Here is a 24,640-nt window from a genome sequence, read left to right as displayed (position 1 = left end):
GCCCGTGTGAATCCGAGCACAAGAAGCTACTGAGCAGTAATGGCTGATTCGACGCGGCCCGTACGCTCCTCGCAGGTCGGAGGCGCGGATGGGCCGCGTCGGCGTGCGCGACGCCTGTATCAAGGTTTCATTGGTGTTTGACCGACCGGTCATGCGCTGGTAACACCAAACAGTGACCCTGGATGCACGCAACGCAGTGGCTCCGGCTCTCGCGGCCGCGTCGCCCTGCGCCCCGTGTTCCAGTCCGCGCAGCACACTCCGCCCGCCGGCGCCGCCCGGTGAGCGCATCCGTTCCGAGGGGACTTCCACGATGCAGGCCGTGCCGGTACGCGCCACCGCCCTTCCGTCCGTCACCGATGCCCTCCGCGCCGTCGAGTCGCTGCTGCTGAGCAGCGGCCAGCGCACCGCCCGCCGCAACGCCTGGACGGCGGTCCTCGAGGACCGCCGCCGGGCCAAGGACCGGGTCGAGTCCGAGTACGTACTGGAGGCCGTGGGCGACCACCGTTCCTAGGCCACGTAAACTTCATTGCATGGCGAGGAAGGCAGAATCCACTGAAGGCGCGGACAGCGCCGAGAACGCGGGGCGGCTCAAGCAGATCGCCCTGACCTACAAGATGACCAGGCGGACCGACTCCAAGATCGGTCTTGTCGTCGCGGGTGTGGGAATCGTCACCTTCGGTGTCCTCCTCGCGATCGGTTTCTTGATCGACCACCCGATCTACCTGGGCATCCTGGGCTTCGTGCTCGCCCTCCTCGCGATGGCGATCGTCTTCGGACGGCGTGCCGAGCGGGCGGCCTTCGGGCAGATGGAGGGGCAGCCGGGCGCCGCTGCGGCCGTACTGGACCGGGTGGGCCGTGGCTGGACCACGACACCGGCGGTCGCGATGAACCGCAGCCAGGACGTCGTCCACCGTGCCGTGGGCAAGGCGGGCATCGTGCTGGTGGCCGAAGGCAACCCGAACCGGGTGAAGGCCCTGCTCGCGGCCGAGAAGAAGAAGATGGCGCGCATCGTGGTCGACGTACCCGTGCACGACATCATCGTCGGCAACGGCGAGGGTCAGGTGCCGCTCAAGAAGGTGCGCACCAAGATGCTGAAGCTGCCGCGCGTACTGACCGGCCCGCAGGTGACGGTCGCCAACGACCGGCTGCGCGCGATGGGCGACCTGATGAGCAACATGCCGCTGCCGAAGGGCCCCATGCCGAAGGGCATGCGGATGCCGCGTGGCGGAAAGATGCGCTGAGCGGACTGAGAGAACGCACGAAGGGGGCGGGTCGCGAACCGGTGGTTCGCGACCCGCCCCCTTCGTGTTCCCCGCCTGTCGTGCGCCGTTCCTCAGATACGGACCTGGACGGCGCGGGCCAGCCGGTCGTGCAGCCCGCGGCCGTCGCGGTCCCAGACCAGCGCCGGGATCACCAGGCACAGCAGCACACTGCGCACCACCACCCGCCCGAGTCCCAGGCGCCCGCCGTCCTCGGCCACGACCTTGATGCCCAGCAGGCGCTTGCCCGGCGTGCAGCCGATGGTGCCGACGGTGAGCACGCTCAGTACGAGGAAGACGCCGAGCGCCCAGTTTCCCGTCGCCTGCTGGTCACCGCGAGCGAACAGCCCGTATGCGATCAGCATGCACAGGGCCCAGTCGATGAAGATCGCGCCGAAACGCCGCCCGAGCGGAGCAACGCTCCCCGGCCCCTGCTCGGGAAGCCCGAGCCGCTTTCCCCGGTACCCGAAGTCGGCGCCCATCTCCTCGGCGGCCGCACGCGGCCCGGAGAGCCACGATCCGATTGCTTGCCTATTGTCCACCCGCCCACGGTACTGCGCCCGCCCCGGCCCGCTGCCGGGCGGGGCCCGGGAGCGTCCGCGACACCGCACCGAAACCGGTCCGGAACGCACCGGGAACCGGCGCCGTCCGCGCTCATGAGGTGCCGCTCACACCCGGCCCGGTTAACTTCGGCGAAACAAATGGGTCATGCTTGAGAAATCCGGTCTGCCTATGGTCGGGTCCAGCGTGTGCCACCGCACTGGCCACACAACGAGCTGCAACCCCGTCCCTCCCGGGCCGGGAGTAGGAGGAGTTGGATGTTCCAGAACGCCGACGACGTGAAGAAGTACATCGCCGACGAAGACGTCAAGTTCATCGACGTCCGGTTCTGCGACCTGCCCGGTGTGATGCAGCACTTCACCATCCCGGCGGCGGTCTTCGACCCGACCGAGGAGCTCGCCTTCGACGGCTCCTCGATCCGCGGCTTCCAGGCCATCCACGAGTCCGACATGGCCCTGCGCGCGGACCTGTCGACCGCCCGTGTCGACCCGTTCCGCCGCGACAAGACCGTCAACATCAACTTCTTCATCCACGACCCGATCACCGGCGAGCAGTACAGCCGTGACCCGCGGAACATCGCCAAGAAGGCCGAGGCCTACCTCGCCTCCACCGGCATCGCCGACACCGCGTACTTCGGCCCCGAGGCCGAGTTCTACGTGTTCGACAACGTCCGCTTCCAGACCTCGGCGAACGAGTCCTTCTACCACATCGACTCCGAGGCCGGCGCCTGGAACACCGGGTCGGAGGACAACAACCGCGGCTACAAGGTCCGCTACAAGGGCGGCTACTTCCCGACCCCGCCGGTGGACCACTTCGCCGACCTGCGTGCCGAGATCTCCATGGAGCTGGACAAGAACGGCCTCCAGGTCGAGCGCCAGCACCACGAGGTCGGCACCGCCGGCCAGGCCGAGATCAACTACAAGTTCAACACGCTGCTCGCCGCGGCCGACGACCTGATGCTCTTCAAGTACATCGTGAAGAACGTCGCCTGGCGCAACGGCAAGACCGCGACCTTCATGCCGAAGCCGATCTTCGGTGACAACGGCTCGGGCATGCACGTCCACCAGTCCCTGTGGGCCGGTGGCTCCCCGCTGTTCTACGACGAGCAGGGCTACGCGGGCCTCTCGGACATGGCGCGCTACTACATCGGCGGCATCCTGAAGCACGCCCCGTCGCTGCTGGCGTTCACCAACCCGACGGTGAACTCGTACCACCGCCTGGTCCCCGGCTTCGAGGCCCCGGTCAACATGGTCTACTCGCAGCGCAACCGCTCCGCCGCGATGCGCATCCCGATCACGGGCTCCAACCCGAAGGCCAAGCGCGTCGAGTTCCGCGCCCCGGACCCGTCGTCCAACCCGTACCTCGCCTTCTCGGCCCTCCTGATGGCCGGCCTGGACGGCGTGAAGAACAAGATCGAGCCGCCGGAGCCGATCGACAAGGACCTGTACGAGCTGGCTCCCGAGGAGCACGCCAACGTCCAGCAGGTCCCGACCTCCCTCCCGGCCGTGCTCGACGCCCTCGAGGCGGACCACGAGTACCTCCTGGCGGGCGGCGTCTTCACGTCCGACCTCATCGAGACGTGGATCGACTTCAAGCGCACGCACGAGATCGCCCCGATCCAGCTGCGCCCGCACCCGCACGAGTTCGAGCTGTACTTCGACCTCTAGGCAGCAGGTGGCTCAGCGCCAGTTCTGAGCAGAGCGAGGGCCGCTACCCCATGACCGGGGTGGCGGCCCTCGCCCGTTCGTCCGTGGGGCGCGAACGGGGGCACCTGGCCGGGGCCGGACCGCGGCTCCCCGTCACGTCCTCACGCGGTGTCCACGATCTGGATCAGGTTTCCGCACGTGTCGTCCAGGACAGCGACCGTCACCGGCCCCGCCTCCATCGGCTCCTGGGTGAAGCGCACCCCGAGTCCGCGGAGCCGGGCGAACTCCGCGGGGACGTCGTCCACGGCGAAGGAGGCGGCCGGGATGCCGTCGTTGGCCAGGGACGTCTTGTACGGCTTGACCGCGGGGTGGCCGTCGGGCTCCAGGAGGAGCTCGGTGCCGTCGGGGTCGTCCGGTGAGACCACGGTCAGCCAGCGGTCCTTGCCGACCGGGACCTCCGCCTTCTTCAGGAAACCCAGTACGTCCGTGTAGAAGCGCAGGGCCTTCTCCTGGTCGTCGACGAAGACGCTGGTCAGATGGATCCTCATGATGCTCTCCCGTGCGTCGGGCCTGAGCCGTCGACTCTGCGTACGGCCCAGGCGCGGTCCCGTGTCCCGATCATGCGGTGCCGCGACAGGCACCAGCACCCGCACCGGGCCGGAGAGCTGTTCGGACGACCCGGAAGAAGGCACCCCGGGCGAGCCGGTCAGTGGCGCAGCGCCTGGCCCACCTCTGCCTTGACGTCGCCGTCGAGCTTGCGGTTGCTGCGGGCGGTGGCGTCCTTCGTCTTCTTGGAGGGCACGTCGTCGACCGTCACGACGACCGCGTCCTTGAGCTTGCCGTCGGCGTCCTTGAAGTTGATCTGCACGGCGTAGGACTGCTTCGAGCCGGTGCCGTTGGTCACGGTGACCTTCGAGGTGACCCGGCCGTCCTGGTCGGCGACCGGGGCGCCCGCCCTGACGTCGCCGCTCGCGTTCACGCCGTCCTTGAAACTGTTCAGCTTGTCCCCGGCGGCGGCCGTCGCCGACGCGACCACGTCGGCCCCCTGGGAGGCGACGGAGGCGGCCGCCGATGCCGCCTTCGACGCCGTGCTGGAAGCGCTGTCCCCGTCGTCCGAACATGCCGATGCCGTGAACGCCACTGTCACCGCCACCAGCACCGCGCCCGCGGCCCGTACGCCTCGCCTCGCCATCGTGCCTCCCAGCACTCGTCGGTCGCCCCAAGTCAAGGCGGCCGCACATGGGTACGCATGCGGTGTAGGCCGGACGGGTGAGGGGGTGGAGGCCGTGGGGTCGCGGGCAGGTCGTGAACCACCGAGGCTGAGGGGATGAGCGAGCAGGCCGCCCCCGGCGCACCGGTCCCGCCGCCCCCGAGGAGGCGGCGGCTGTGGCCGTGGGTGCTGCTGCTGATCGCCGTGCTGCTCGCACTCGGGGCGGGCGCGGTCTCCGCCGTGCTGGCCCGTGAGGTCTCGGCGGAGAGTTCCCGCACGGTACACATCCGGTACGAGGTCACCGGCGCCGCCGAGGACGTGACGCTGACCTACAGCACGTGGAAGGGCGAGGAGCTGTCGACCGGGCGGCTGACCCTGCGGAGCCTGCCGTGGGCCGGGGAGATGGACACCAAGGGCTTCATGAGCGGTGGTTCGTTCGTCGTCGGTCTCGGGAAGTCGGGCGGTGAGGTGACCTGTTCGGTGACGGTGGACGGCGGTACGCGGCGTACCGCCAGGGCTTCCGGCGCCTTCGCCACCGCTACGTGCAGCGGGTTCTGAGACGCGACGCGCTCCTGATGCCGGACGCGAGCGCGCCCCCGGTCTCTCCGGGGGCGCGGTCCCTGGCGGGCGGCGGCTGCGGGTCAGCGGCCGTAGCGGATGAGGGCGCGGACCATACGGCAGGTGGTGTCGGACGGCGGGTGGATGCCGAGACGATCGGCGGTCGTGCGTATCCGGGCGTTGCTCGCGCTCGACGGGTAGTACACACCCGTGTCGAGCAGGGCGATCGCCAGGCGCATCGCCTTCAGCCGGCGATTGTGGGAGACGTACCACTCACGGGGACGGCCGGCGGGGAGCGGCTTCTTCTGCAGGGGCGTGTGGAGCGGCTTGGTCGTGACTGCGGCTACGGCCATTGGCAACCTCCTGGCGCGGTGGTGGAACCCTCACGAACTACCCCTATTTTACTGCCCCCCACTGACAATCGCCCCTGGCCAGAGGGGTTTTCGGGCAGTCCATCGCGTACCTTTGACCCCATGGAGATCTGGATCAATCCCGCCTGTTCCAAGTGCCGCAGTGCCCTGACGCTGCTCGACGCGGAGGGCGCCGAGTACACCGTCCGCCGCTACCTGGAGGACGTGCCCTCGCCGGACGAGATCCGGGACGTGCTCGGGCGGCTGGGGCTGGAGCCGTGGGACATCACGCGGACTCAGGAGGCGGACGCGAAGGAGTTGGGACTCAAGGAGTGGCCGCGGGACGCGGACGCGCGGGAGCGCTGGATCACGGCCCTCGCCGAGCATCCGAAGCTCATCCAGCGGCCGATCATCACGGCACAGGACGGCACGGCCGTGGTCGGGCGCACGGACGAGGCGGTGCGGGACGCGCTGGGGCGCTGAGCGCCCCACCCCGGCCCCCGCGGGTCAGCTGCCCGCCTGCGCCTCGGCCTCCGCGAGCAGTTCCGTCAGCCGGAGCCCGAACCGCACGTCGCAGGGGTGCGCCTCCCCCGTACGCACGGATTCGATCAGTGCGTCCACCGCTGCGCCGAACGCCCCGGCGGCACCGTCCCAACGCGGCAGACCGACGATGCCGTGCTCACCCCTGAGCTCGATCGCCACCCCGGCCGCCGCCACCGGCGCCGCCAGCGTGAGCGTCACCGTGCTGGAGGCGCCGGAGGTGTGGCGCAGCACGAGGTGGTGGGTCCCGACGGGGCCGCGGACCGCGGTCAGCGCGGTGACGTCGCCGAGCACCGGGATGAGGACGGAGAGGGCGTGCGGGCCGACGTCCCACAGGCCGCCCTTCTCGCGGCGCCAGGGGGACGCGGCGTACTCGCTGTCCGCGCCCGGTGCCCACAGGGCGCCGATCCACTCGGCATGAGCGGTGAACCAACCGCCCGCAGCGCCCTGTTCGGCGATCCAGTCCGCGGTCTCCGGGGCGAATCGCAGGGTACAGAAGACAAGGGAGGCGACCCGGGCCCGCTCGACGGCCTCGGCCACCTCGCGGGCGCCCTCGACGGTCGTGGCCACCGGCTTGTCCATCAGCAGATGGCAGCCGGCCGCCGCGGCCCGGGCGGCCAGGGGTGCCTGGATGTCGGGCGGCAGAGCGAAGGCGACGGCGTCGCTCGCGGCGAACAGCTCGTCGAGCCCCGCATCGCCCGTGTACGCCTCGGTGCCGTGTGCGGCGGCCAGTTCCCCGGCCGCCTCGGCCCTCCGGCCCCACACCCCGCTCAGCACGGCGCCGGGGTGTGCGGCGAGGGCGGGGGCGTGGGTGATGCGGGCCCAGGGGCCCGTACCGACCAGGCCGATGCGCAGGGGGGTCACGGGTGTCGTCATGGGACCAGTGTGCCCGGTGCGTCGTCATGGGCGTTCGAATCCGGTGGCGGGGCGTGCGGGGAGGTCGTTATGTTGGCGGGGCCGGCCGCGGGACTCCGGTGCGACTTCCGGGACTTGCCTCTGAAGCAAATATTTCGCTGCTCGCGCCCTCATTCCCCGGCCGGCTTCCGCACGTGCGTACCGCCGCGCGGAACACCACGGGGGATTCATCATGACGACCGAGAACCGGGCCGGCCTCGTCGCCGCCGAGGACGTGCTCCTGTTCGTGAACGCGGCGGTCACCGCGACGGGCCAGCGCGAGTTCCACTCGGGGTCGTACCGGCAGCAGCTCTCGCTGGACTTCCTGCATGAGTACGTACGCGTGAACTACCGCCGGGTGTACGCCGCGTCGCTCGCCCTGGACATCAACGACCACAATGCCGTGCGCATCGTGCAAGGCCTGCTGGAGCACGCCGCCGACGCCTCGGCCGAGGAGAAGCGCACCGAGGGCCGGCTCATCGCCGCCCGGCTGGCCGGGCTGCCGCCGCAGCGGGTCTACCGGCTGTTCCGGGGGCTGCGCGCCGCCAAGGTCAACAACCGGCGCACCCGCGCGATCATGCGGGACTGGCTGGCCGCGCGGCCGGATGCGGCGCACGACGCGGTCAAGTACCGCCCGGGGCTGAAGGCCGCGGTCCGCCATGCCCATCTCCGGCTGAACGACGGCGATGCCGTGCCGGGCAGGGCACCGGGCGATCCGCGCGACACCGAGCTGGGAGCCTTCCTCTTCCGGCCGGGGAGGCTGCCGCGGTACCGGCACCGGCTGCTCGACGCCTGGCGCCGCGCCCACTACGAGCAGGGCGCCGTCGACGAGCTGCCGTTCACCGTCGCCGAGGGCTTCGCCGCCCGGCACGGTATGAAGCGCGAGGCGTTCCTGGAGCGGATGGTGCCCCGGATGACCCGGCTGGAGCGGCTGCGCACCCAGGGACAGCGCGGCGGGGCCGCCCCTGCGGAACTTCCGGCGGATGTCGGTCTGACCGTGATGCCCCTGACCCGGCTCGCGCTGTACGTCCTGACGTACGGCACGGAGTTGCGCGTACGTCACCGTGCCGAGCTGACCGCGGCCCTGCGCGCCGCTGCCCGCCGGGCGGTGGGCCCGCACGGCGGGAGCTGGGGGCGGGTCGCGGCCGTGCTCGACGACAGCTACTCGTCGTCCGGTTCGGGCGAGAAGCGGCGGCGTCCGCTCGCGGTCGCGCTTGCCTGCCACTTCCTGCTGGAGGCCCTCGCGGCACCCGGCGCGTACACCCCGCTGTGGACGACCGGTGCGAAGGACCCGCTGCTGGTGCGGCCGTGGGGGCCGACCCCGCTGGGCATCCGCATCCTGAACGCGCTGGAGCACGGCCCGGACCGGCTGGTCATCGTCTCGGACGGCTGGGACAACGCCCCGCCGGGGCTGGCCGGTGAGGTGCTGCGGGTCTGGCGGACCCGGCTCGATCCGGACCGGCGCACCGCGGTGGTCCACCTGAACCCTGTATACGACGCGGACGGTTTCGATGTCCGGCGGCTGTCGCCGAGCGTGCCGACGGCCGGGATCCGGGACGCGGAGGACCTGGCCGCGCTGGTGGAGATCGCGCAGTTCTCCGAGGGGCGTACCGGCCCCGCGGAGCTGTACGCGTATCTGGACCGGCAGGTCGCCCGGTTCGTCGGCAACTCGTGGGGAGGAGCGCGGTGACGAGGCTCGAAATGACCGGGCTGACCGCCCGCCCGGCACAGGTGTGGGGCGGCATCCGGCTGGTGCCGCTGGTGCGCGAGAGGCCCGTGGAAGGGCTGCGGCTGCACCAGGAGGTCTACACGGGGTACGGAGCCGGCACCGTGGAGGTGGGGCCGCGCACGCACTACACCTCGTACATCCCGCACGGGTTCGTCGCGGACTGGTCGGGTGAGGGGACGAACACCGCCGCGTACGGAACGCAGTTCGCGGCCCCGGGCGGGAGCGGCCCGCAGAGCATCCCGCCCAGGACGCTCACCCTGCCGCGCCACCGGCACCACCGCCTGGCCAAGCGGCAGGCCGGGAACCGGCTGCGCTTCCTGCCGCTGCACCTCGCGATGGAGGGCTATCTCGCGCTGCACTTCGGCGGGCCCTCGACCGCCTGGGAGGAGTGGTCCCGCCAGGCGCTGCGGGACGGGCTGTCGCCGCGTGCGGAGGACGCGTACCTGGGGTGGTCGGTGCGCGGGCTCGGCGACGCGTTGCGGGCGTTCGAGATCCATCCGGGCCAGTGCGGGGTGATGGTGTACACGGCCGACGCGCTCGCCGCCGCCTTCGTGGTGCCGCACCCCGACGACTACCGCCTTCTGCACCCGACGCTCATCGAGGACCTGTACGGGGAACTCGTCCACCAGTACGCGATGTACGGCGCTCCGGTGACGGACTTCGGGGCCCGGATCCCGGACGGGCCCCACACGCGGACGCTCGCCGGTCTGCGGACGGCCGCGCGCGGGCAGGAGCGGAAGTGGAGCGAGGCGCACGACACCCTCTTCGCGCGGGAGCTGCGGGACTCCCCGTACGGCTTCGACCGGGTGTACCGGATGGGTTCGTTCACGCTGTGGCGCTTCCTGCCGCCGTTCCTGCGCAACCGGGGCGGCCAGCACATCGGCGAGACGATCACCGACCACAAGGGCCAGGTCGCCTATCTGAAGACGTTCCGGCTGTCCGAGGCGCAGATCCGGCGTGGGCACCTGCTCCAGCGGCTCGCCGACGCGGACTGGCTGCTCTCCGCGGCGGCCAGGTCGCTGGGCACCGGCCAGGACGAGCTGCTGCGCCGGATCCGGTCCGCGGGCTTCGAGTCCCTGCTGCGGGACCGCAGCCGGTAGCCGGCACCCCACGGCCGGTCTGTCTTACACAGGAAACCTCGGTAACACGGGGTTCACATGAGGGCAACGGTCGGGAAATCGCGTCTTGCGAAGCTGCGCTGCATAGACCGCAGCACCCGCAAAGGATGGGCTTCCGTGACGTTCAAGGCTGAGTACATCTGGATCGACGGCACCGAGCCGACCGCCAAGCTCCGTTCCAAGACCAAGATCATGCCCGGTACCCCCTCGTCCGACGTGGCGGAGCTGCCCATCTGGGGCTTCGACGGGTCGAGCACCAACCAGGCCGAGGGCCACGCCTCCGACCGGGTGCTGAAGCCGGTCTTCACCTGCCCGGACCCGATCCGCGGCGGTGACGACGTCCTGGTCCTGTGCGAGGTCTTCAACATCGACATGACCCCGCACGAGTCCAACACGCGGGCCTCGCTGCGTCCGGTCGCCGAGCAGTTCGGTGCCCAGGAGCCGATCTTCGGCATCGAGCAGGAGTACACCTTCTTCGACGGCCACCGGCCGCTCGGCTTCCCCGAGGGCGGCTTCCCGGCCGCGCAGGGCGGCTACTACTGCGGCGTCGGCGCGGACGAGATCTTCGGCCGTGACATCGTCGAGAAGCACCTCGACAACTGTCTGAAGGCGGGCCTGGGCATCTCCGGCATCAACGCCGAGGTCATGCCCGGTCAGTGGGAGTTCCAGGTGGGCCCGCTGTCCCCGCTGGAGGTCTCCGACCAGCTGTGGATCGCCCGTTGGCTGCTCTACCGCACCGCTGAGGACTTCAACGTCTCCGCGACCCTCGACCCGAAGCCGGTCAAGGGTGACTGGAACGGCGCCGGTGCGCACACCAACTTCTCCACCAGGGCGATGCGTGAGGGTTACGACGCGATCATCACCGCGTGCGAGTCGCTGGGCGAGGGCTCGAAGCCGATGGACCACGTCAAGAACTACGGCGCCGGTATCGACGACCGCCTGACGGGCCTGCACGAGACCGCCCCGTGGAACGAGTACAGCTACGGCGTCTCCAACCGCGGCGCCTCGGTCCGTATCCCGTGGCAGGTCGAGCAGGACCGGAAGGGCTACATCGAGGACCGCCGTCCCAACGCCAACGTCGACCCGTACGTCGTCACGCGGCTGATCACCGACACCTGCTGCGCCGCGCTGGAGAAGGCCGACCAGGTCTGATCCGCAGGCGGCAACGGTCCGTACGAAGGGCGTCCACCGGTGGTCCGGTGGACGCCCCTCTGCGTACCCGGGGCTCTGTCAGTGCGGTGTGCCAGGCTGGTCGCATGCTCGACATCAAGATCGCGACCGAGAATCAGCAGTCACACACCCGCGTTTCGGATCAGGCGCTCAGCGACCTGGTGCACCGGATCGGTGTGACCGGCGACCGCTTCCTGGTCGTGCAACGGATACCGGACATCCCCGGCACGTTCATCCAGGTGTGGCACGAGGTGGGCGGGGCGTACGACGTGGAGCACCGCACCGGCAAGGCCGCCACCCATGTCCGCGCCCTCGTCGAGGCACCCGAGCAGGTCGCCGCACTGATGGCGCGCTGGGCCCGCCAGGAGCCCGGATGGGACACGGGCATCGCCTGGGAGAGCGCCGGCCTTCCGGAACCTGAGCCCGTACCGGAGATCGCGGACGGCATCCGTGAGCAGTTGGAGGAGCACGTACGGGAGGTGCTCCGCGGCGGGTACGGCAGTGTGGCGGATCTCTCCGAGTCGGCCGAGGACCACCTGGTGAAGGACGGCGTGCATCCGGTGACCCTCGCGCAGGCGCGGCAGTTGGTGGAGCGGCTGTGGCTGGAGCGTGTCGAGGAGCAGCAGGGGTGGGTGGGCGTGACCGATCCGGACCGGCTGGAGCAGGCCTTCGCCGAGCTGGACGGGCGGGGCATCACCGCCCGGGAGCACTTCACGTGCTGCCGGTCGTGCGGACTGACCGAGATACACGCGGAAGGACGCGACGATGCCCGGGGCTTCGTCTTCTTCCACCTGCAGGGCACGCAGAGCGCAGCGGCCGGGCACGGACTGACCCTGTACTACGGCGGGTTCGACGAGTCCTCGGAGACGACCGCGGCGGTGGGCCGGGAGGTCGCGGCGGTGCTGGGGGAGGCCGGGCTGACCGTGGAATGGGACGGTTCCCCGGACCGGGCCATCGAACTGACGGGCCTGGACTGGCGTAAACGGCTGGTGGGCTGAGGCCGGCCGCGGTTCCTGGCAAAGGGTCCGTATCGACGGGTGAGAGAGGTCTGCTCACCCGTCGTGTTCTCTGGTTCAATAGGGGACATGGCCAGCATCCAGCACACCTCGACAGGTCGCAGCGACCTCGAGCCGTTCTGGCCCTCCCGTCAGCATCACGACTTCGACCGGGTGTGTTGCCGCGCGTTGAACGCGCAGGCCCTCTAACACCGCTCACCCCGGTCTTCGGTCCGCGCGCACGAAGCAAGTCCGTCCACAGACGACTCCTCGCGCGAAAGAGCTGACCCTCATGGCGAACGCCCGTACCTTCTCCGCCGCAGCCGCTGCCACCGCAGCGCCGTCGACGACCGCTGCGACCGCTTCCGTCCGCCCCCTCTCCCCCAACCGTCACCGACTGCGAGCCGTGGCCCCGGACGAGGTCGTCCGGCCGGCCGACGTCTCCGCGTTCCTGACTCCGGGCGCCACCTGGCTGCCCGCGCCCCAGCACACCCTGCCGGCGCTGCCGGGCCGACCGCCCATGGTCGGATATCTGGTGCTCGTCCCCGCCGACCAGCAGCCCGCGATCGCGGCCGCGGCCGCCCAGTACGTGGTGCCGGAGGTGCTGGAGGACGCGGGGACGGGGCCGGTACGGATCGACTCCGTCCAGCGCACGGCCGCGGTGAACGGAAACACCCTCGACCTCACGTACCTGGAGTTCGAGCTGCTCGCCCATCTGGTGGCGCACCCCCACCGGGTGCACACCCGCGACCAGTTGGTGACCACGGTCTGGGGGTACGGGCATGTGGGCGACGGGCGCACCGTCGACGTCCACATCGCCCGGCTGCGCCGCAAGCTGGGCGTGGAGCACCGCCGGTCCATCCAGACGGTGCGGCGCGTCGGTTACAAGTACGCGCCCTGACCGCACACGAGGTGGGCCCCGGCTGCGGTTCGTACCGCGGCCGGGGCCCACCTCGCTCGTTCCGGCTCAGCCGTTCATCACCGGAGCCGCGACAGGAGCGGGCTCCGGCTCGCCGTGGTCCGGTTCCGGCAGTCGGGTCAGGCCGCGCGGGGTGCGCCAGTTCCGCTCGCCCAGCAGTGCCATCACGGAGGGCAGCAGGACCATGCGGACGATCGTGGCGTCCAGCAGTACCGCGACGGCCAGGCCGACACCCATCTGCTGCATGTCCTGCATCGACAGCGTTCCGAAGACCGAGAACACCGCGACCATGATCACGGCCGCCCCCGTCACCGCACCGGCCGTGCGCCGGATTCCCTCGTCGATCGCGGCCCGGGTGGAGAGGCCTCGGCCGTGGGCCTCACGGATCCTGGAGACCACGAAGACGTGGTAGTCCATCGAGAGCCCGAACAGGACGACGAGGACGAACAGCGGCATCCAGGACTCGATCGCGCCGACCCCTTCCGAACCGATCAGCGAGGCGCCCCAGCCGTGCTGGAACACGGCGGTCATCACACCGTAGGCGGCGGCCACGGAGAGCAGGTTGAGAAGGATCGAGGTCACGGCGATGACGTAACTGCGGAAACAGAACAGCATCAGCAGGAAGGTCACCGCGGTGATGAAGAGGAAGACGGGCGCGATGCCGCGCTTCAGCTGGTCGTTGAAGTCCACGGACCCGGCCACCTCACCGGTCACATGGGCCCGGGCGCCCGTGCCGTCGAACGCGGCCGGCAGCCGGTCCTCCCGCAGTTCGGTCAGGCCGGCCTCGCCCCCGGGCAGCGGTACCTCGATCTCCGCGACGTTCTGCGCCCGGTGGACGGTCACCCGGTCGAAGCCGGCGAGCGCCTTGCGTACGGCGGGGGCCTCGATGTTGTCGGCCTCGACGATCACCTGGGCCGGGGCCGGGCCGCCCGGGAAGGTGTCGTTGATGTGCCGGTAGGCGACGGACAGTGCGGAGTCCGACCCGAACTGCTTCTCCAGGCCGAGCGATTCGGTCTTCATGCCGAGGGCGGGCGCGGCGAGCACCAGCAGGACGACGACCGACGCGGCGGCGAAGAACTTCGGCTTGGCCAGGACGGGCCGCAGCAGCTTGCCGGCGATCCGGCCGCTCTCCTTCTTCCCCCGCTTGTTGCGCCGGTTCAGCAGCGGAACGCGTCCGGCGTCGATCCGGTCGCCCAGCCAGGAGAGCAGTGCGGGCAGGACCGTCACGGAGCCCATCATGGCGATGAAGACGACGAGGATCGTGGCGAGGGCGAAGCCCTTGAACAGCATCAGGCCGGACAGGAACATCCCGGCCATCGCGACCATGACGGTCAGGCCCGACACCAGCACGGACCGGCCGCTGGTCGCCGCGGCGATCCGCAGCGCCGTCTCGGCGTCGCGCCCCGCGGCCCGCTCGTCGCGTTCGCGGCGCAGGTAGAAGAGGCAGTAGTCGACGCCGACGGCGAAGCCCATCAGGAACATCACGGAGTACGTGGTCTGGAAGAGGTGCAGTTGGTGGCTGGCGAGCGAGAGGAGGCCGAAGGCGGCCATGCAGGCGGTCAGCGCGAGTCCTACGGGCAGCAGGGCCGCGACGACGGCCCCGAAGGCGACCAGCAGGATGCCGAGCGCCAGGGGCACGGCGGTGAATTCGGCCTTCTTGAAGTCCTCGGAGAGCAGGTCACCGAGCCACTTCCCGGCGCTGGCCTCGCCGAACTGGTGGACGGTGACGTCCTGACGGTTCTCCCGGACCCCTGCCACGGCGTCCAGGACGGGCTGCACCCGGTCCGCGGAGGTGGCCGCGTCCCCCTTCATCTCGAAGGTGATCAGCGCGTCCTTGCCGTCCTTGGACGGAACAGGAGCGGCGAGGTCCGTCACTTCGCCGGTCCGGCCGATGGCCGCGGAGAGCTCCTTCGCCGCCGTCCGCCAGCCGTCGGGCTCCGTCGACGACACCATGACCAGCTCGCCCGCCCGGTGGCCGAGGCCCGCGTCGGAGAGGATCTGTTCGGCTCGCGCCGAGTCGCCGGCGCCGTTCTCCGCGTCGGTCATCTCGACCATTCCCGACGCGCCGCCGATTCCCGCGGCGAGTACGACGAAGAGCAGCCAGCCGAGAATGGCCGTCTTGCGATGGTGTGCGCTCCACACACCGATACGTGCCGCGAGATTACGCCTCATGGCGTTCTTCGCCCCCTGATGTAGACGTCGGACCGGAAATCTAGGAAATCCGGGGCCGCCGCCCCAGCCGTCGAAGCCCCCACCCGGCGCGACGTAGGGCGAGGTCACGGGGGTGGTGCCAGGTACACCCCCGCCGGGTGGCGAAACGGCTGACGCCCACGGCCCCGGCCGGGTCAGACTGTGTGCGGACGGGGCCGGCACGACGGCCCGGCGAGTGCCGTCCGGATCGCCGGGCCGGACAGGCGCCCGGCCCGGCGAGGGAAAGAGGGACCATGCAAGCGATACGGGGACGGACAAGAGCCGCGCTGCTCGCCGCGGGGCGCGGGCTGGCGCTGTCGATCGCCTCGACGGCGGGTTCGATCACGCTGTTCGTCCTGACGGTGCTCTCCATCGCCTTCATCCTGCTGGGCATCGGCCTCGTCACCACTCCCTGGGTGCTGACGGCGGTCCGCATGCATGCCGATCAACGTCGGCTGCTGGCCGTCACCTGGTCGGACGTCCGCATCCCCGTCCGGTACCGGCCGCTGCCGAAGGATGTGCGCAGCGGGTTCACCGGCCAGGTGGAGCGGACCACGCTGATGCTGAAGGACCCGGCGACCTGGCGGGACATCCAGTGGCTGCTGGTCGACATGACCGCCGGGTACGTGGTGGCGGTCCTGGCGGCGGCACTGATGATCTACCCGGTGGAGGGTTTCGTCCTGGCGGCGGGACTGTGGCGGGTCTTCACGGACGACCGGTACTGGTACGCGTTCGTCCCCGTCGACAGCCAGGCGACGGGTCTGGCCGCAGCCGCGCTCGGCGTGGTGCTCTTCGCGACAGGTGTGGCCCTGAGCGAACGGCTGCTGCGGGCCCACTTCCTGCTCGCCCGTTCGGTGCTGGCCCCCACCCATGAGCAGGAACTGGCCCTGCGCATCGACCGGCTGACCGAGACCAGGTACGAGGCGGTCGACACCGCCGCCTCCGAACTGCGGCGCATCGAGCGGGATCTGCACGACGGGGCGCAGGCCCGGCTGGTCGCCATGGGTATGAACCTCGGCACCATCGAGGCACTGATCGAGAAGGACCCGGCGCAGGCGAAGAAGCTCCTGGCGATGGCCCGTGCGTCCTCGGCGGAGGCGTTGACCGAGCTGCGCGATCTCGTACGGGGCATACACCCGCCGGTTCTCGCCGAGCGCGGTCTGGGGGACGCGGTCAGGGCGCTGGCGCTGCGGATGCCGATCCCGTCGGAGGTGGACGTGGAACTTGGGGGCCGGGCCGAGGCACCGGTCGAGTCGGCGGCGTACTTCGCGGTCAGCGAGACCCTGACCAACGCGGCGAAGCACTCGGGCGCGGACCGGATATGGGTGGACCTGCACCATGTCGGGGGCATGCTGAGGATCTCGGTCACGGACAACGGGAAGGGCGGTGCGGTGACCGGAGGGGGCTCGGGCCTGAGCGGTATCGAACGCCGACTCGGTACATTCGACGGCATCATGGCCGTCAGCAGCCCCGCGGGCGGTCCCACCATGGTGACCATGGAGATCCCTTGCGAGTTGTCCTAGCCGAAGATCTCTTCCTGTTGCGCGACGGCCTGGTGCGCATGCTGGAGGCGTACGACTTCGAGATCGCGGCCGCCGTCGAGACGGGGCCCGAACTCACCCGGGCCCTTGCCGAGTTGGAGCCGGACGTCGCCGTGGTCGACGTCCGGCTTCCGCCGTCCCACACGGACGAGGGGCTGCAGTGCGCCCTCGCGGCACGGCGGGCCAGGCCGGGACTGCCGGTGCTCGTGCTCTCCCAGCACGTCGAGCAGTTGTACGCGCGCGAGCTGCTGGCGGACGGCAACGGGGCGATCGGCTATCTGCTCAAGGACCGGGTGTTCGACGCCGACCAGTTCATCGACGCGGTGCGCCGGGTCGCGGCGGGCGGCACCGCGATGGACCCGCAGGTGATCTCGCAGCTGCTGTCGCGACGCTCGCAGGACAAGCCGATGGGCGGGCTGACGCCGCGGGAGCGGGAGGTCATGGAGCTGATGGCCCAGGGCCGTTCGAACGCGGCGATCGCCTCGCAGATGGTGATCACCGAGCGGGCGGTGGCCAAGCACACCTCGAACATCTTCGGCAAACTCGGTCTGCCGCCCTCCGACGACGACAATCGCCGTGTGCTCGCCGTGCTCGCGTATCTGGACCAGGGGTAGCCGGGGCGGGGGGCGCGCATCCGGGCCGGGTCAGGGCCGGCCCGGATGCGCGGGTTACGGGCCGGTCAGGAGCCGGGCGGCGTGGTGGTGAGGTGCAGCGTGGTGGCCCCCAGGTGCGGCTTCGCCCTGGATTCGAGCACCCTCACCCGGACAGCGGTGGCGGTGACGGCCGCGGGGAGCGGCAGGATGCGCTCGTGCCCGATGGTGGTGCCTTCGGCGATCCGCTGCCAGGCCCCGTCGATCCGGGCCTCCACGGCGAACTTCTCGACCCGCTGGCCGTGGCGGATCTCCTCACGGACCGCCACCCGGTCGAAGGTGTACGGGCCGGGGCCCTGCTCGCGTACGTCGGCGCCGTAGATCCGGCGCACGTCGTTGCCGAACGCGGTGAGTGAGGTGATGTCCGCTTCGGCGATCCGGCCGTCGGGCGCGGGCGGCACGTTGAGCAGGAGCGAGGCGTTGCGGCCGACGCTCTTCTCGTACAGGTTCAGCAACTGCGCTGCGGTCTTGGGCTGTTCGTTCTCGTGGTAGAACCAGCCGGGCCGGTTGGAGACGTCGGCCTCGGCCGGATACCACTGGAGGTAGTTGACGTCCGGGCCGAGGAGCTTGGCGCGCGAGCCGATGTCGGCGTCCGTCGAGTCGTTGGGGAGGCTGCCGAGCCCTGTCCACGGGTCGTTCGTGTGAGGGGTGACGCTCCACTCGGTCTCCCGGGCAATGCCGCCCTCGTTGCCGACCCAGCGCACCCCCTGCGGGCCCTGGAAGACGACGGTGTTCGGCGAGAGCGCCTTGACCATGTCGAACCACTGCTTGACGTCGTACTTCTGCGTGATGCCGGAACCCGACCACGGGTTGGCGCCGTCGAGCCAGAGCTCCTCGACGGGGCCGTACTGGGTGAAGATCTCGTAGAGCTGGTTGAGGTAGTACGCGTCGTAGTCGTCGGCCCGCACCGTGAAGGTGGGCAGCTTGCCGCTCCTCACCCGGGCGGCGCGGTCGTCGCCGGGGACGAGGGTGGGGATCGTGCGCTCGGTGACGGCGCTGCCGTTGCCGAAGCGGCCCTGACCGGCGGGGGCTCGGTCGCCGTCCGCCAGCGCCATCCGCTCGGGCAGGCTCAGCGGTTTGCCCTCGGCCTGCTTGGCGCGGATCTTCTCGACCCATTCGGCATGCCAGGCGTGCGGGAGTTCGGCGCCGTCGGAGGGCGAGAGGTAGAGGCCGACCTTCAGGCCCGCCTTGCGGGCGGCCTTCACATAGGCGGCGACGACGTCGGGGCTGCCGGGGCTGAGGGCGACCGAGTGGTCGGTGTAACGGCTCGGGTAGAGAACGAAACCGTCGTGGTGCTTGACGGTGAGCATGACCTGCTCGACGCCGGCCGCCTTGTAGGCGCGCATCCACTGGTCGGCGTCGATGCTCTTCGGCGCGAAGAGCTTCTCGTCCTCCGTGCCGGAACCCCATTCACGGTCGGTGAAGGTGTTCATCCCGAAGTGCGTGAAGGCGGTGACCTCCCGCCGCTGCCAGGCGAGCTGTCCCGCGGTGGGGACGACGTTCGCCGCCTTCTCGATGATCCGTTCGGGGCTGTCGCACGCCTCGACCGCCATCTGCGACGCGGGTCTCACGGGCGCACTGCACGGCGCGGCGGCCGATGCGGACCGCTGGGGCGCGGACGGTTGCGCCGTGGCCTGTACGGGGACGAGCGCGGCGGCCGCCGCCAGGGCGATCGCGCTGAACACATGGGTGCGTCGTGCCATGGTTCCCTCTCCTTCACTACCACAAGTGGTCGGATCTCTTGGGTGCAGACGCGTGCATGGTGTCGCACGGAGCAGCCCACGGGAAGGGTGCGCACTAGATACGTCCTATGTCTCACCACGAAAGTCCAAGCATTGTCCGCCCGGTCAGCCGTTGAACCAAGCGGCCATATCGAGCCGGAAGGCGTCCTCGGCGGCCATGGTGCGCAGATCGGCCTCCATGGCGCGCACCCGCTCGGCCCCGAGAGCCCGCACCCACTCGGCGCGCAGCCGGTCGAAGCCCGCGGCGGACCGAACCAGCATGTCGATCCCACGCGGAGACAGCCGGACCAGCTTGCGGCGGCCGTCCTCGGGGTCGTCGAGGCGCTCGACGTATCCGAGGTTTTCGAGCTTCTCGACGGTCTTCCCGGCGGCTTGCTTGGACACCCCCAGCCGCCGGCCGATCTCACTGGCGGTCGACCCGCCCCGGCCCACCGCCTGAAGCGCGTACCCGTACGCGGGACTCATGTCGGGGTGGCCGTGCTCGGCGAGTTCACGGTGCAGCGCGTCGATGATCGAACGGAATCCGGCGAAGAGCAGAACGGGCAGCTCGAAGCCCGCTCCGGGCTCCGGGGAAGCGTCCGCGGGCACCCTCCCCTCCCGCTCAGCCATTGCGAAACCCGACAACCTGGTTTACCTTTTCGTCAATCACGTTGTCGAGTTTATCGCGAGAGGACTCCCATGCCCGCCACCGCCTTCCCCGGTCACACCCTTGAATCCGCCCCCGCCGCCGCCCGCCCCGCCATGGCCGCCGTGGCACAGAAGCAGGGGTACATGCCTGCCGCCGTCACCCGGCTCGCCTCGTCCCCGGAACTCCTCAACGGCTTCCTGAAGATGAGCGCGCTCTTCGAGTCGACGACCCTGGACCCGCTCGCCCGGGAGACCCTGATCATGACCGTGGCCGACCGCAACGGCTGCCATCTCTGCGTGGCCATGCACACCGCGAGGCTCACCGCTCTGGGTGCCGACGCCGGCACCATCGCCGCCCTGCGCGAGGGAAGCCTGCTGCCGGACGAACGACTGGAAGCGGTGCGGCAGTTCACTCTGGCCGTCATCGCGACGAGCGGGGCCGTCGACGAGCGCACGCTCCGGACGTTCCTGGCCCACGGGTACACCAGCCGCAATGCGCTGGAAGTGGTCCTGGGTATCGGCGCCTACACCATGTCGACCCTGGCCAACCGGCTGACGGATGCGCCGATCGACCCCCAACTGGCGGAGTTCGCCTGACACTTGCATCCCGCTCTGCTCAGGAATTCCGCCTCGCGTTGAACGGTCCGCGCGTCGGCCCCGTATGGAACGTCACGCTTCTCCCCCGCGAAGCCTGAGGAGTCCGAGGAGTTCCATGGGACGCACATCGCGCAAGAAACGCTCCACCCTGGCCAACCGGGCGATCATCGCCTCGACCGCACTGATCCTGGGCGGGGGCGGGCTGGCCGCGGTCAACGTCTACGCCTCCGCGGGCGAGGGCTCGTCCGGCTCCTCCCACGCCAGGAACTGGCAGCCGGCTCGCCAGGCCTCCACCATCGACTGCCCCGAAGTGGTCAACGAGATCCCCGAGGTGCCGGACCCTGCCCGCGCCGAGGTCGACCGTGAACTGGCCGCCATGGATACCCAGATCACCGATGCCTACCGGGAGTTCGCCGACCGCCGGGACAGGATGGCCCGGGATCCGCAACTCGCGCAGAATGCGGTGCTCGGCCCGTTGAAGGCTCGGCGCACCGCCAGTATCGACCGCATCGTGACCGCCATAGGACGGAGTGCGGAGCGCCCGGAGGGGCTCGGTTCGCTGGCCCCGTGCAGCCTGCGCGCGGACGACGAGCCGGACGCGCCGGACCCGAGCGACGACCCCGGGCAGGGCGACGGGAACGGCCAGGACGACGGCGCAGACGACCAGGGCCAGGACCAGGGCCAGGGCGATGGCCAGGACCAGGGCCAGGGCGATGGCCAGGACCAGGGCCAGGGTGATGGCCAGGGCGATGATCAGGGCCAGGACCAGGGCGGCAACGGGCCCGAGGACTCCGATTTCGTCGACATCCGGTCCGTCCAGCCGAACGTCGACAAGCCGGCCCGGCTCCGCGGCGCCTCGCGCGGCACCTTCACCACCGAGTGCGGCCGCAACCAGAACGGAAAGTTCAACCCGGACAACGTCATCGCAGCTCCCGGCGTCTCCAACGGCGCCCACCACATGCACGACTACGTCGGCAACCAGGCCACGGACGCCTTCTCCGGTGACGACGACCTCGCGGCCGGCGACACCACCTGTCGCAACCAGGGCGACAGGTCCACGTACTACTGGCCCGTGCTGCGTCTGCAGAACGGGGCGGCGGAGAACGACGCCGACGCCGACGGCGGGGGCAAGGACCAGAACATCGGGGAGATCCAGACCCCGTCGCAGGTCACACTGAAGTTCGTCGGGAACCCCACCGGGAAGGTCACGGCGATGCCGCGCTTCCTGCGCATCATCACCGGCGACGCCAAGGCGTTCACCAACGGCGACGCCAACGCCAACGCCTCCTGGAGCTGCACCGGGTTCGAGAACCGGCAGCTCGAGGACAAGTACCCGATCTGCCCCGAGGGCAGCCAGGTCGTCCGTTCCTTCGCCTTCCAGAGCTGCTGGGACGGGCAGAACACCGACAGCGCGAACCACCGCACCCATGTGGCGTTCGCGCAGGACGACGGGAGGTGCCCGAACGGTTTCCGGGCCGTCCCGCAGCTGGTCCAGCGGATCGTGTACGACGTGCCCCCGGGGCCCGGGTTCGCCGTCGACTCGTTCCCGGAGCAGTTGCACAAGCCCGTCACCGACCACGGTGACTTCATCAACGTCTTCGACGACAAGCTGATGCGGAAGGTGGTGAGCTGCATCAACGACGGGCGCAAGTGCCGCTGAAGGCCTACCGCCCCCGCACACCTGCGCGGTCAGCTCCCGTGGTGACCGGAGTCCCCTGCCTCGTTCCCCCCATTGCCGCCACTTCCCGAGTGGTGCGGCGAGGCGTTCTCCACCGTCCCCCCGAGCCGGCCGCGCAGTGCCGCGATCACCGTCGCGTCCGAGACGGCGACCCATCTGCGGCCGATCAGGTACGAGCCGCCGTAGTCGTTGGCCTCGTTGATCCACTCCCGCTGGCCGCGATCGGTCGCGAAGGTGGCCAGCACATAACGCCCGTCCTTCGTGGCGCAGTTGGCCTGGCGCAGCTCCTGTGCGTCGGTCTGGAGCCTCGGCTCGCAGTGCGCCTTCGCGGCGAGTTCCTCCAGCGTGCCGGTGGCGGTCGGCGGGGTTTCGTTCCCGTCGCCGCCACCGCTGCATGCCGTGAGCACGAGCGGGCTCGCGCAGCAGACCATGACGGCGGCCGCACGCCACGCGTCCCGTGCCGCCCTTCGCGTACCGCCCCGCTTCGTCATCCGGCCATCGTGCCGCTTCGGGCCGGGTTCCGGCAGCCGAATCCGAGAAGGGGCCGGGGCCGGCAGGAGGCCGCGCACGCCCGGGCGGGACGGGCCCGTTCCCTACCCGGAGTGACCATCGCACGATTCGCTCGTTCAGCTGAACGTGCTGCCACTGCCAGAGGTACCGCCAGCCGCCGCCCGGGTCGATGCGGAGCCGTCCGGCGCCGCGCTCGTCGAGCACTACCCGCGGCTGGCCCGGATCGGCTATCTCGTCCTGCCGCACTCACTGAGCCGCGACCGGCGCGTCCTCACGGCCCACGCCCTGGCCCAGCGGTCCCTGCAGGCGGCGCGCAGAGCCGGGGCCGCCGACGGCGGAGCCGTTCCGCTGCCGCGCCGCCCCGGTCGTACGGAGACGGCCGATCCGGGTTACGCCTACGTCCGGCGGCAGGTGCTGCGGGATGCGCTGGCGGCAGGGCGGCCGCTGCGCCTGCGACACCGTCCGCGCCGCGCCCAGTTCCCGGCCGTCCTCCCGCTGGCGTGGGGGCTCCGGCTGTTCCCGCACTCCGGTGGTGCGGATGAACTCGTTCTGGAGCAGCGACTGTCGGCGGTGAGCGGGGCGGCGCGGGCCGCGTTCGTCCTGCGGGGTCTGGAGGGACTGGCCGACGGGGAGGTCCGGCGGGTGCTTTGCGACGTCGGGGTGGCCGACCCGCATGCGGCGCTCATGGAGGCGGACGGGGTGCCGGCCGCCCACGCGCTGCTGGCATCACCCGGTTTCGACCCCTGTTCGCTCCAGGCCCGGCCGCCGGATCTGCCACGCCGCCGCAGGTACGTCCGGGCGGCGCTGGCCGGTGTCGCCGCTCTGCTCGTGTGCGGGGCGCTGCTGGGCCTGCCGGGCGAGGGCTGGGGCCGGGGCGACCCGTCCGCTCCCCTGTACACCCGCAATCCGGCCGCGGAGGAGGCCTTGGACCCAGGAGCGTTGCGGCGGGTGCCGGCGACGTACTGGCAGCGCTCGCCGCGTACCGACTTCACCGCCTGGCCCACCCGGGGCGACCGCACCGAGGACATCCGGCTGCTGCGGCGGGCGCTGCGGGTGTGGGCGCGGCCGGGCGGGAGCGTGCGGACGTCGGCGACGCCGCGGACGCCGGTCGGACCGCCGATGGGAACGGCGCAGCTGTTGTACGCGGGCGAGGTGGGCGCGTCCGCGGTGGTGCTCTTCTACGACGGACTGCGTGTCGTGCGGTACGCGGAGCCCCGTGACGCCGATCCGTCCGAGGGCGCGGCGCTCGACTTCGCCCGCGTGGACGGGGCGGACGCGACGTCGGCCGGCGCCCTGGTGGTGGCGCGGGCGGGTGGGTCGGTCCGCTATCTGACGGCGCCCTGGGTGCGGCAGGTGCGCGTACGGGATCTGCTCGCGCCGGCCCGTGAGCCGCGCACGCTGCACCGCTCCCCCGACGGCGTGACCGACCCGCCGGCCGGCCCGGCGACCGCACCCGGCTGCCGGTCCTGGTACGCGGTCGAACTGGCCGACGCCGAGGCGGTGCGGCTGGTGACGGACCTCGGTGAACTCGCCCCGGCCCGGCTGACCTCGGGCCCGCCGGCACGGCCGCACGACGTCTCGGGGCGCGCGGAGTACGAGAGCTGGGCGCGGACCGCCTGCCTGCTGGCGGCCGTGCGCTCGCACGGGGTGCGTGCGGTCAACTCCTGGGTGTACGCGTCTCAGCCGCTGCCCGAGGGAAACGGCACGGCCCAGTGGCTGTGCACCCGGGCCGAGACCTGGCGGGGCACGGGGAGCAGGGTCCTCGCCCAGTTCCAGGCCCCGTCCGGTCCGCCGTCCGGGAGCGGGCCGCCGGGGGTGGTCGCGGCGCGGGCCGAGGACGTGCCGGAGTGCGGGACGCGGGCACCGCGGGTGCTGGCGGGCGTGCTGTGGAAGTCGCGCGGCGGCCGGTGGTACGTACTCGCGGCGGGCAGCGAGCAGTTCGCATCGCTCACCACGTCCGGCGGGGTGACGGGCCGGGCGCGGGGGCGGCTGCTGGCGGTGCCGGCCGGGGCGGGCGACCGGGCCCAGTTGCACGGGCGGCTGGCGGACGGCCGCCGGATCGGGGCACTGCGCTGAGCTCAGCGGCGCGACGGCCGGCCGCCGGCTCGGGAATTCATGGCATGCATGCCCCTAGTCCCCGGCCGTACCGCTCAGTA

23 protein-coding genes and 1 pseudogene are annotated in these 24,640 nt (G+C 71.0%); 15 read left to right on the top strand and 9 right to left on the bottom strand.

The features are described from left to right. The first annotated feature begins 310 nt into the window (after nucleotides 1-310). Together ABZ434_RS16790 and ABZ434_RS16785 are read left to right on the top strand one after the other, a co-directional pair. Complete coding sequence (locus ABZ434_RS16790) at nucleotides 311-511, top strand: hypothetical protein (RefSeq protein WP_359136467.1); 201 nt, start codon at nucleotides 311-313, stop codon at nucleotides 509-511. Between the two features lie 19 nt (nucleotides 512-530). After that, nucleotides 531-1,241 (top strand): DUF4191 domain-containing protein, encoded by a 711-nt coding sequence (locus ABZ434_RS16785; RefSeq protein ID WP_359136464.1) that lies wholly within the window; start codon nucleotides 531-533, stop codon nucleotides 1,239-1,241. A 92-nt stretch (nucleotides 1,242-1,333) separates the two neighbouring features. Here ABZ434_RS16785 and ABZ434_RS16780 read toward each other — a convergent pair whose 3' ends face one another. Beyond that, a complete protein-coding gene (locus ABZ434_RS16780; RefSeq protein WP_359136461.1) occupies nucleotides 1,334-1,801 on the bottom strand; it encodes an RDD family protein in 468 nt (155 codons plus the stop codon). A 276-nt stretch (nucleotides 1,802-2,077) separates the two neighbouring features. On the opposite strand from ABZ434_RS16780, the gene glnA reads away from it, so the two are divergent. Then, complete coding sequence (gene glnA, locus ABZ434_RS16775) at nucleotides 2,078-3,487, top strand: type I glutamate--ammonia ligase (protein ID WP_219568005.1); 1,410 nt, start codon at nucleotides 2,078-2,080, stop codon at nucleotides 3,485-3,487. Nucleotides 3,488-3,627: 140 nt separating this feature from the next. Here glnA and ABZ434_RS16770 read toward each other — a convergent pair whose 3' ends face one another. Further along, nucleotides 3,628-4,014 (bottom strand): VOC family protein, encoded by a 387-nt coding sequence (locus ABZ434_RS16770; protein WP_359136457.1) that lies wholly within the window; start codon nucleotides 4,012-4,014, stop codon nucleotides 3,628-3,630. A gap of 158 nt (nucleotides 4,015-4,172) precedes the next feature. Continuing rightward, nucleotides 4,173-4,658 (bottom strand): hypothetical protein, encoded by a 486-nt coding sequence (locus tag ABZ434_RS16765; protein WP_359136454.1) that lies wholly within the window; start codon nucleotides 4,656-4,658, stop codon nucleotides 4,173-4,175. A 135-nt stretch (nucleotides 4,659-4,793) separates the two neighbouring features. On the opposite strand from ABZ434_RS16765, the gene ABZ434_RS16760 reads away from it, so the two are divergent. Next, nucleotides 4,794-5,234 (top strand): hypothetical protein, encoded by a 441-nt coding sequence (locus tag ABZ434_RS16760; protein ID WP_359136451.1) that lies wholly within the window; start codon nucleotides 4,794-4,796, stop codon nucleotides 5,232-5,234. An 83-nt stretch (nucleotides 5,235-5,317) separates the two neighbouring features. Here the strand turns inward: ABZ434_RS16760 and ABZ434_RS16755 are convergent, their stop codons facing one another. Continuing rightward, entirely contained in the window at nucleotides 5,318-5,587 is a 270-nt protein-coding gene (locus tag ABZ434_RS16755) for a hypothetical protein (RefSeq protein ID WP_359136448.1), read from the bottom strand. 120 nt (nucleotides 5,588-5,707) lie between these two features. Here ABZ434_RS16755 and ABZ434_RS16750 point away from each other — a divergent pair, with 120 nt between their 5' ends. Continuing rightward, nucleotides 5,708-6,067 carry an arsenate reductase family protein gene (locus tag ABZ434_RS16750; RefSeq protein WP_359136445.1) on the top strand — a complete coding sequence of 120 codons (360 nt, stop codon included), beginning with the start codon at nucleotides 5,708-5,710 and terminating at the stop codon, nucleotides 6,065-6,067. A gap of 24 nt (nucleotides 6,068-6,091) precedes the next feature. Here ABZ434_RS16750 and ABZ434_RS16745 read toward each other — a convergent pair whose 3' ends face one another. Further along, nucleotides 6,092-7,000: a Gfo/Idh/MocA family oxidoreductase gene (locus tag ABZ434_RS16745; RefSeq protein WP_359136442.1), complete on the bottom strand. Its 909-nt coding sequence runs from the start codon at nucleotides 6,998-7,000 to the stop codon at nucleotides 6,092-6,094. A 69-nt stretch (nucleotides 7,001-7,069) separates the two neighbouring features. On the opposite strand from ABZ434_RS16745, the pseudogene ABZ434_RS16740 reads away from it, so the two are divergent. The 5 genes and pseudogenes from ABZ434_RS16740 (at nucleotide 7,070) to ABZ434_RS16720 (ending at nucleotide 12,931) form a co-directional block, all read left to right on the top strand. Beyond that, nucleotides 7,070-8,708: pseudogene (locus tag ABZ434_RS16740) on the top strand (hypothetical protein). Next, entirely contained in the window at nucleotides 8,705-9,847 is a 1,143-nt protein-coding gene (locus tag ABZ434_RS16735; protein WP_359136439.1) for a hypothetical protein, read from the top strand. Before ABZ434_RS16740 ends, ABZ434_RS16735 begins: the two are co-directional and overlap by 4 nt. Nucleotides 9,848-9,982: 135 nt before the next feature. After that, the gene (gene glnII, locus ABZ434_RS16730) at nucleotides 9,983-11,017 is read left to right on the top strand and encodes a glutamine synthetase (RefSeq protein ID WP_359136436.1); all 1,035 of its coding nucleotides are present in this window, start codon (nucleotides 9,983-9,985) and stop codon (nucleotides 11,015-11,017) included. Nucleotides 11,018-11,121: 104 nt separating this feature from the next. Continuing rightward, nucleotides 11,122-12,033, top strand: a complete 912-nt coding sequence (locus ABZ434_RS16725) for a hypothetical protein (RefSeq protein ID WP_359136433.1) — start codon at nucleotides 11,122-11,124, stop codon at nucleotides 12,031-12,033. A gap of 289 nt (nucleotides 12,034-12,322) precedes the next feature. After that, nucleotides 12,323-12,931, top strand: a complete 609-nt coding sequence (locus tag ABZ434_RS16720) for a winged helix-turn-helix domain-containing protein (protein ID WP_359136430.1) — start codon at nucleotides 12,323-12,325, stop codon at nucleotides 12,929-12,931. 66 nt (nucleotides 12,932-12,997) lie between these two features. On the opposite strand, the gene ABZ434_RS16715 is transcribed toward ABZ434_RS16720, so the two are convergent. Beyond that, complete coding sequence (locus tag ABZ434_RS16715; RefSeq protein ID WP_359136427.1) at nucleotides 12,998-15,121, bottom strand: MMPL family transporter; 2,124 nt, start codon at nucleotides 15,119-15,121, stop codon at nucleotides 12,998-13,000. 272 nt (nucleotides 15,122-15,393) lie between these two features. Here ABZ434_RS16715 and ABZ434_RS16710 point away from each other — a divergent pair, with 272 nt between their 5' ends. Further along, entirely contained in the window at nucleotides 15,394-16,662 is a 1,269-nt protein-coding gene (locus tag ABZ434_RS16710) for a sensor domain-containing protein (RefSeq protein ID WP_359136422.1), read from the top strand. Beyond that, on the top strand, nucleotides 16,647-17,294 hold the full coding sequence (locus ABZ434_RS16705) for a response regulator transcription factor (RefSeq protein ID WP_359136419.1): 648 nt from the start codon (nucleotides 16,647-16,649) through the stop codon (nucleotides 17,292-17,294). Before ABZ434_RS16710 ends, ABZ434_RS16705 begins: the two co-directional genes overlap by 16 nt. Before the next feature lie 65 nt (nucleotides 17,295-17,359). Here ABZ434_RS16705 and ABZ434_RS16700 read toward each other — a convergent pair whose 3' ends face one another. Both ABZ434_RS16700 and ABZ434_RS16695 read right to left on the bottom strand, forming a co-directional pair. After that, complete coding sequence (locus ABZ434_RS16700; protein WP_359136416.1) at nucleotides 17,360-19,033, bottom strand: alpha-L-fucosidase; 1,674 nt, start codon at nucleotides 19,031-19,033, stop codon at nucleotides 17,360-17,362. A gap of 144 nt (nucleotides 19,034-19,177) precedes the next feature. After that, nucleotides 19,178-19,681 (bottom strand): MarR family winged helix-turn-helix transcriptional regulator, encoded by a 504-nt coding sequence (locus ABZ434_RS16695; RefSeq protein WP_359136412.1) that lies wholly within the window; start codon nucleotides 19,679-19,681, stop codon nucleotides 19,178-19,180. 69 nt (nucleotides 19,682-19,750) lie between these two features. Here ABZ434_RS16695 and ABZ434_RS16690 point away from each other — a divergent pair, with 69 nt between their 5' ends. Then, nucleotides 19,751-20,296 carry a carboxymuconolactone decarboxylase family protein gene (locus ABZ434_RS16690; protein ID WP_359136408.1) on the top strand — a complete coding sequence of 182 codons (546 nt, stop codon included), beginning with the start codon at nucleotides 19,751-19,753 and terminating at the stop codon, nucleotides 20,294-20,296. Between the two features lie 115 nt (nucleotides 20,297-20,411). Then, nucleotides 20,412-21,956, top strand: coding sequence for a DUF1996 domain-containing protein (locus tag ABZ434_RS16685; protein WP_359136405.1), 1,545 nt, complete (start codon nucleotides 20,412-20,414; stop codon nucleotides 21,954-21,956). 29 nt (nucleotides 21,957-21,985) lie between these two features. Here ABZ434_RS16685 and ABZ434_RS16680 read toward each other — a convergent pair whose 3' ends face one another. Next, nucleotides 21,986-22,405, bottom strand: a complete 420-nt coding sequence (locus ABZ434_RS16680) for a hypothetical protein (RefSeq protein ID WP_359136589.1) — start codon at nucleotides 22,403-22,405, stop codon at nucleotides 21,986-21,988. A 205-nt stretch (nucleotides 22,406-22,610) separates the two neighbouring features. Here ABZ434_RS16680 and ABZ434_RS16675 point away from each other — a divergent pair, with 205 nt between their 5' ends. Further along, a complete protein-coding gene (locus ABZ434_RS16675; RefSeq protein WP_359136402.1) occupies nucleotides 22,611-24,560 on the top strand; it encodes a hypothetical protein in 1,950 nt (649 codons plus the stop codon). The last annotated feature ends 80 nt before the right edge of the window (nucleotides 24,561-24,640 follow it).

Source organism: Streptomyces sp. NPDC005761 (assembly GCF_040630635.1).
GTDB lineage: Bacteria > Actinomycetota > Actinomycetes > Streptomycetales > Streptomycetaceae > Streptomyces.
This window is presented reverse-complemented; position numbering and strand designations above follow the sequence as displayed.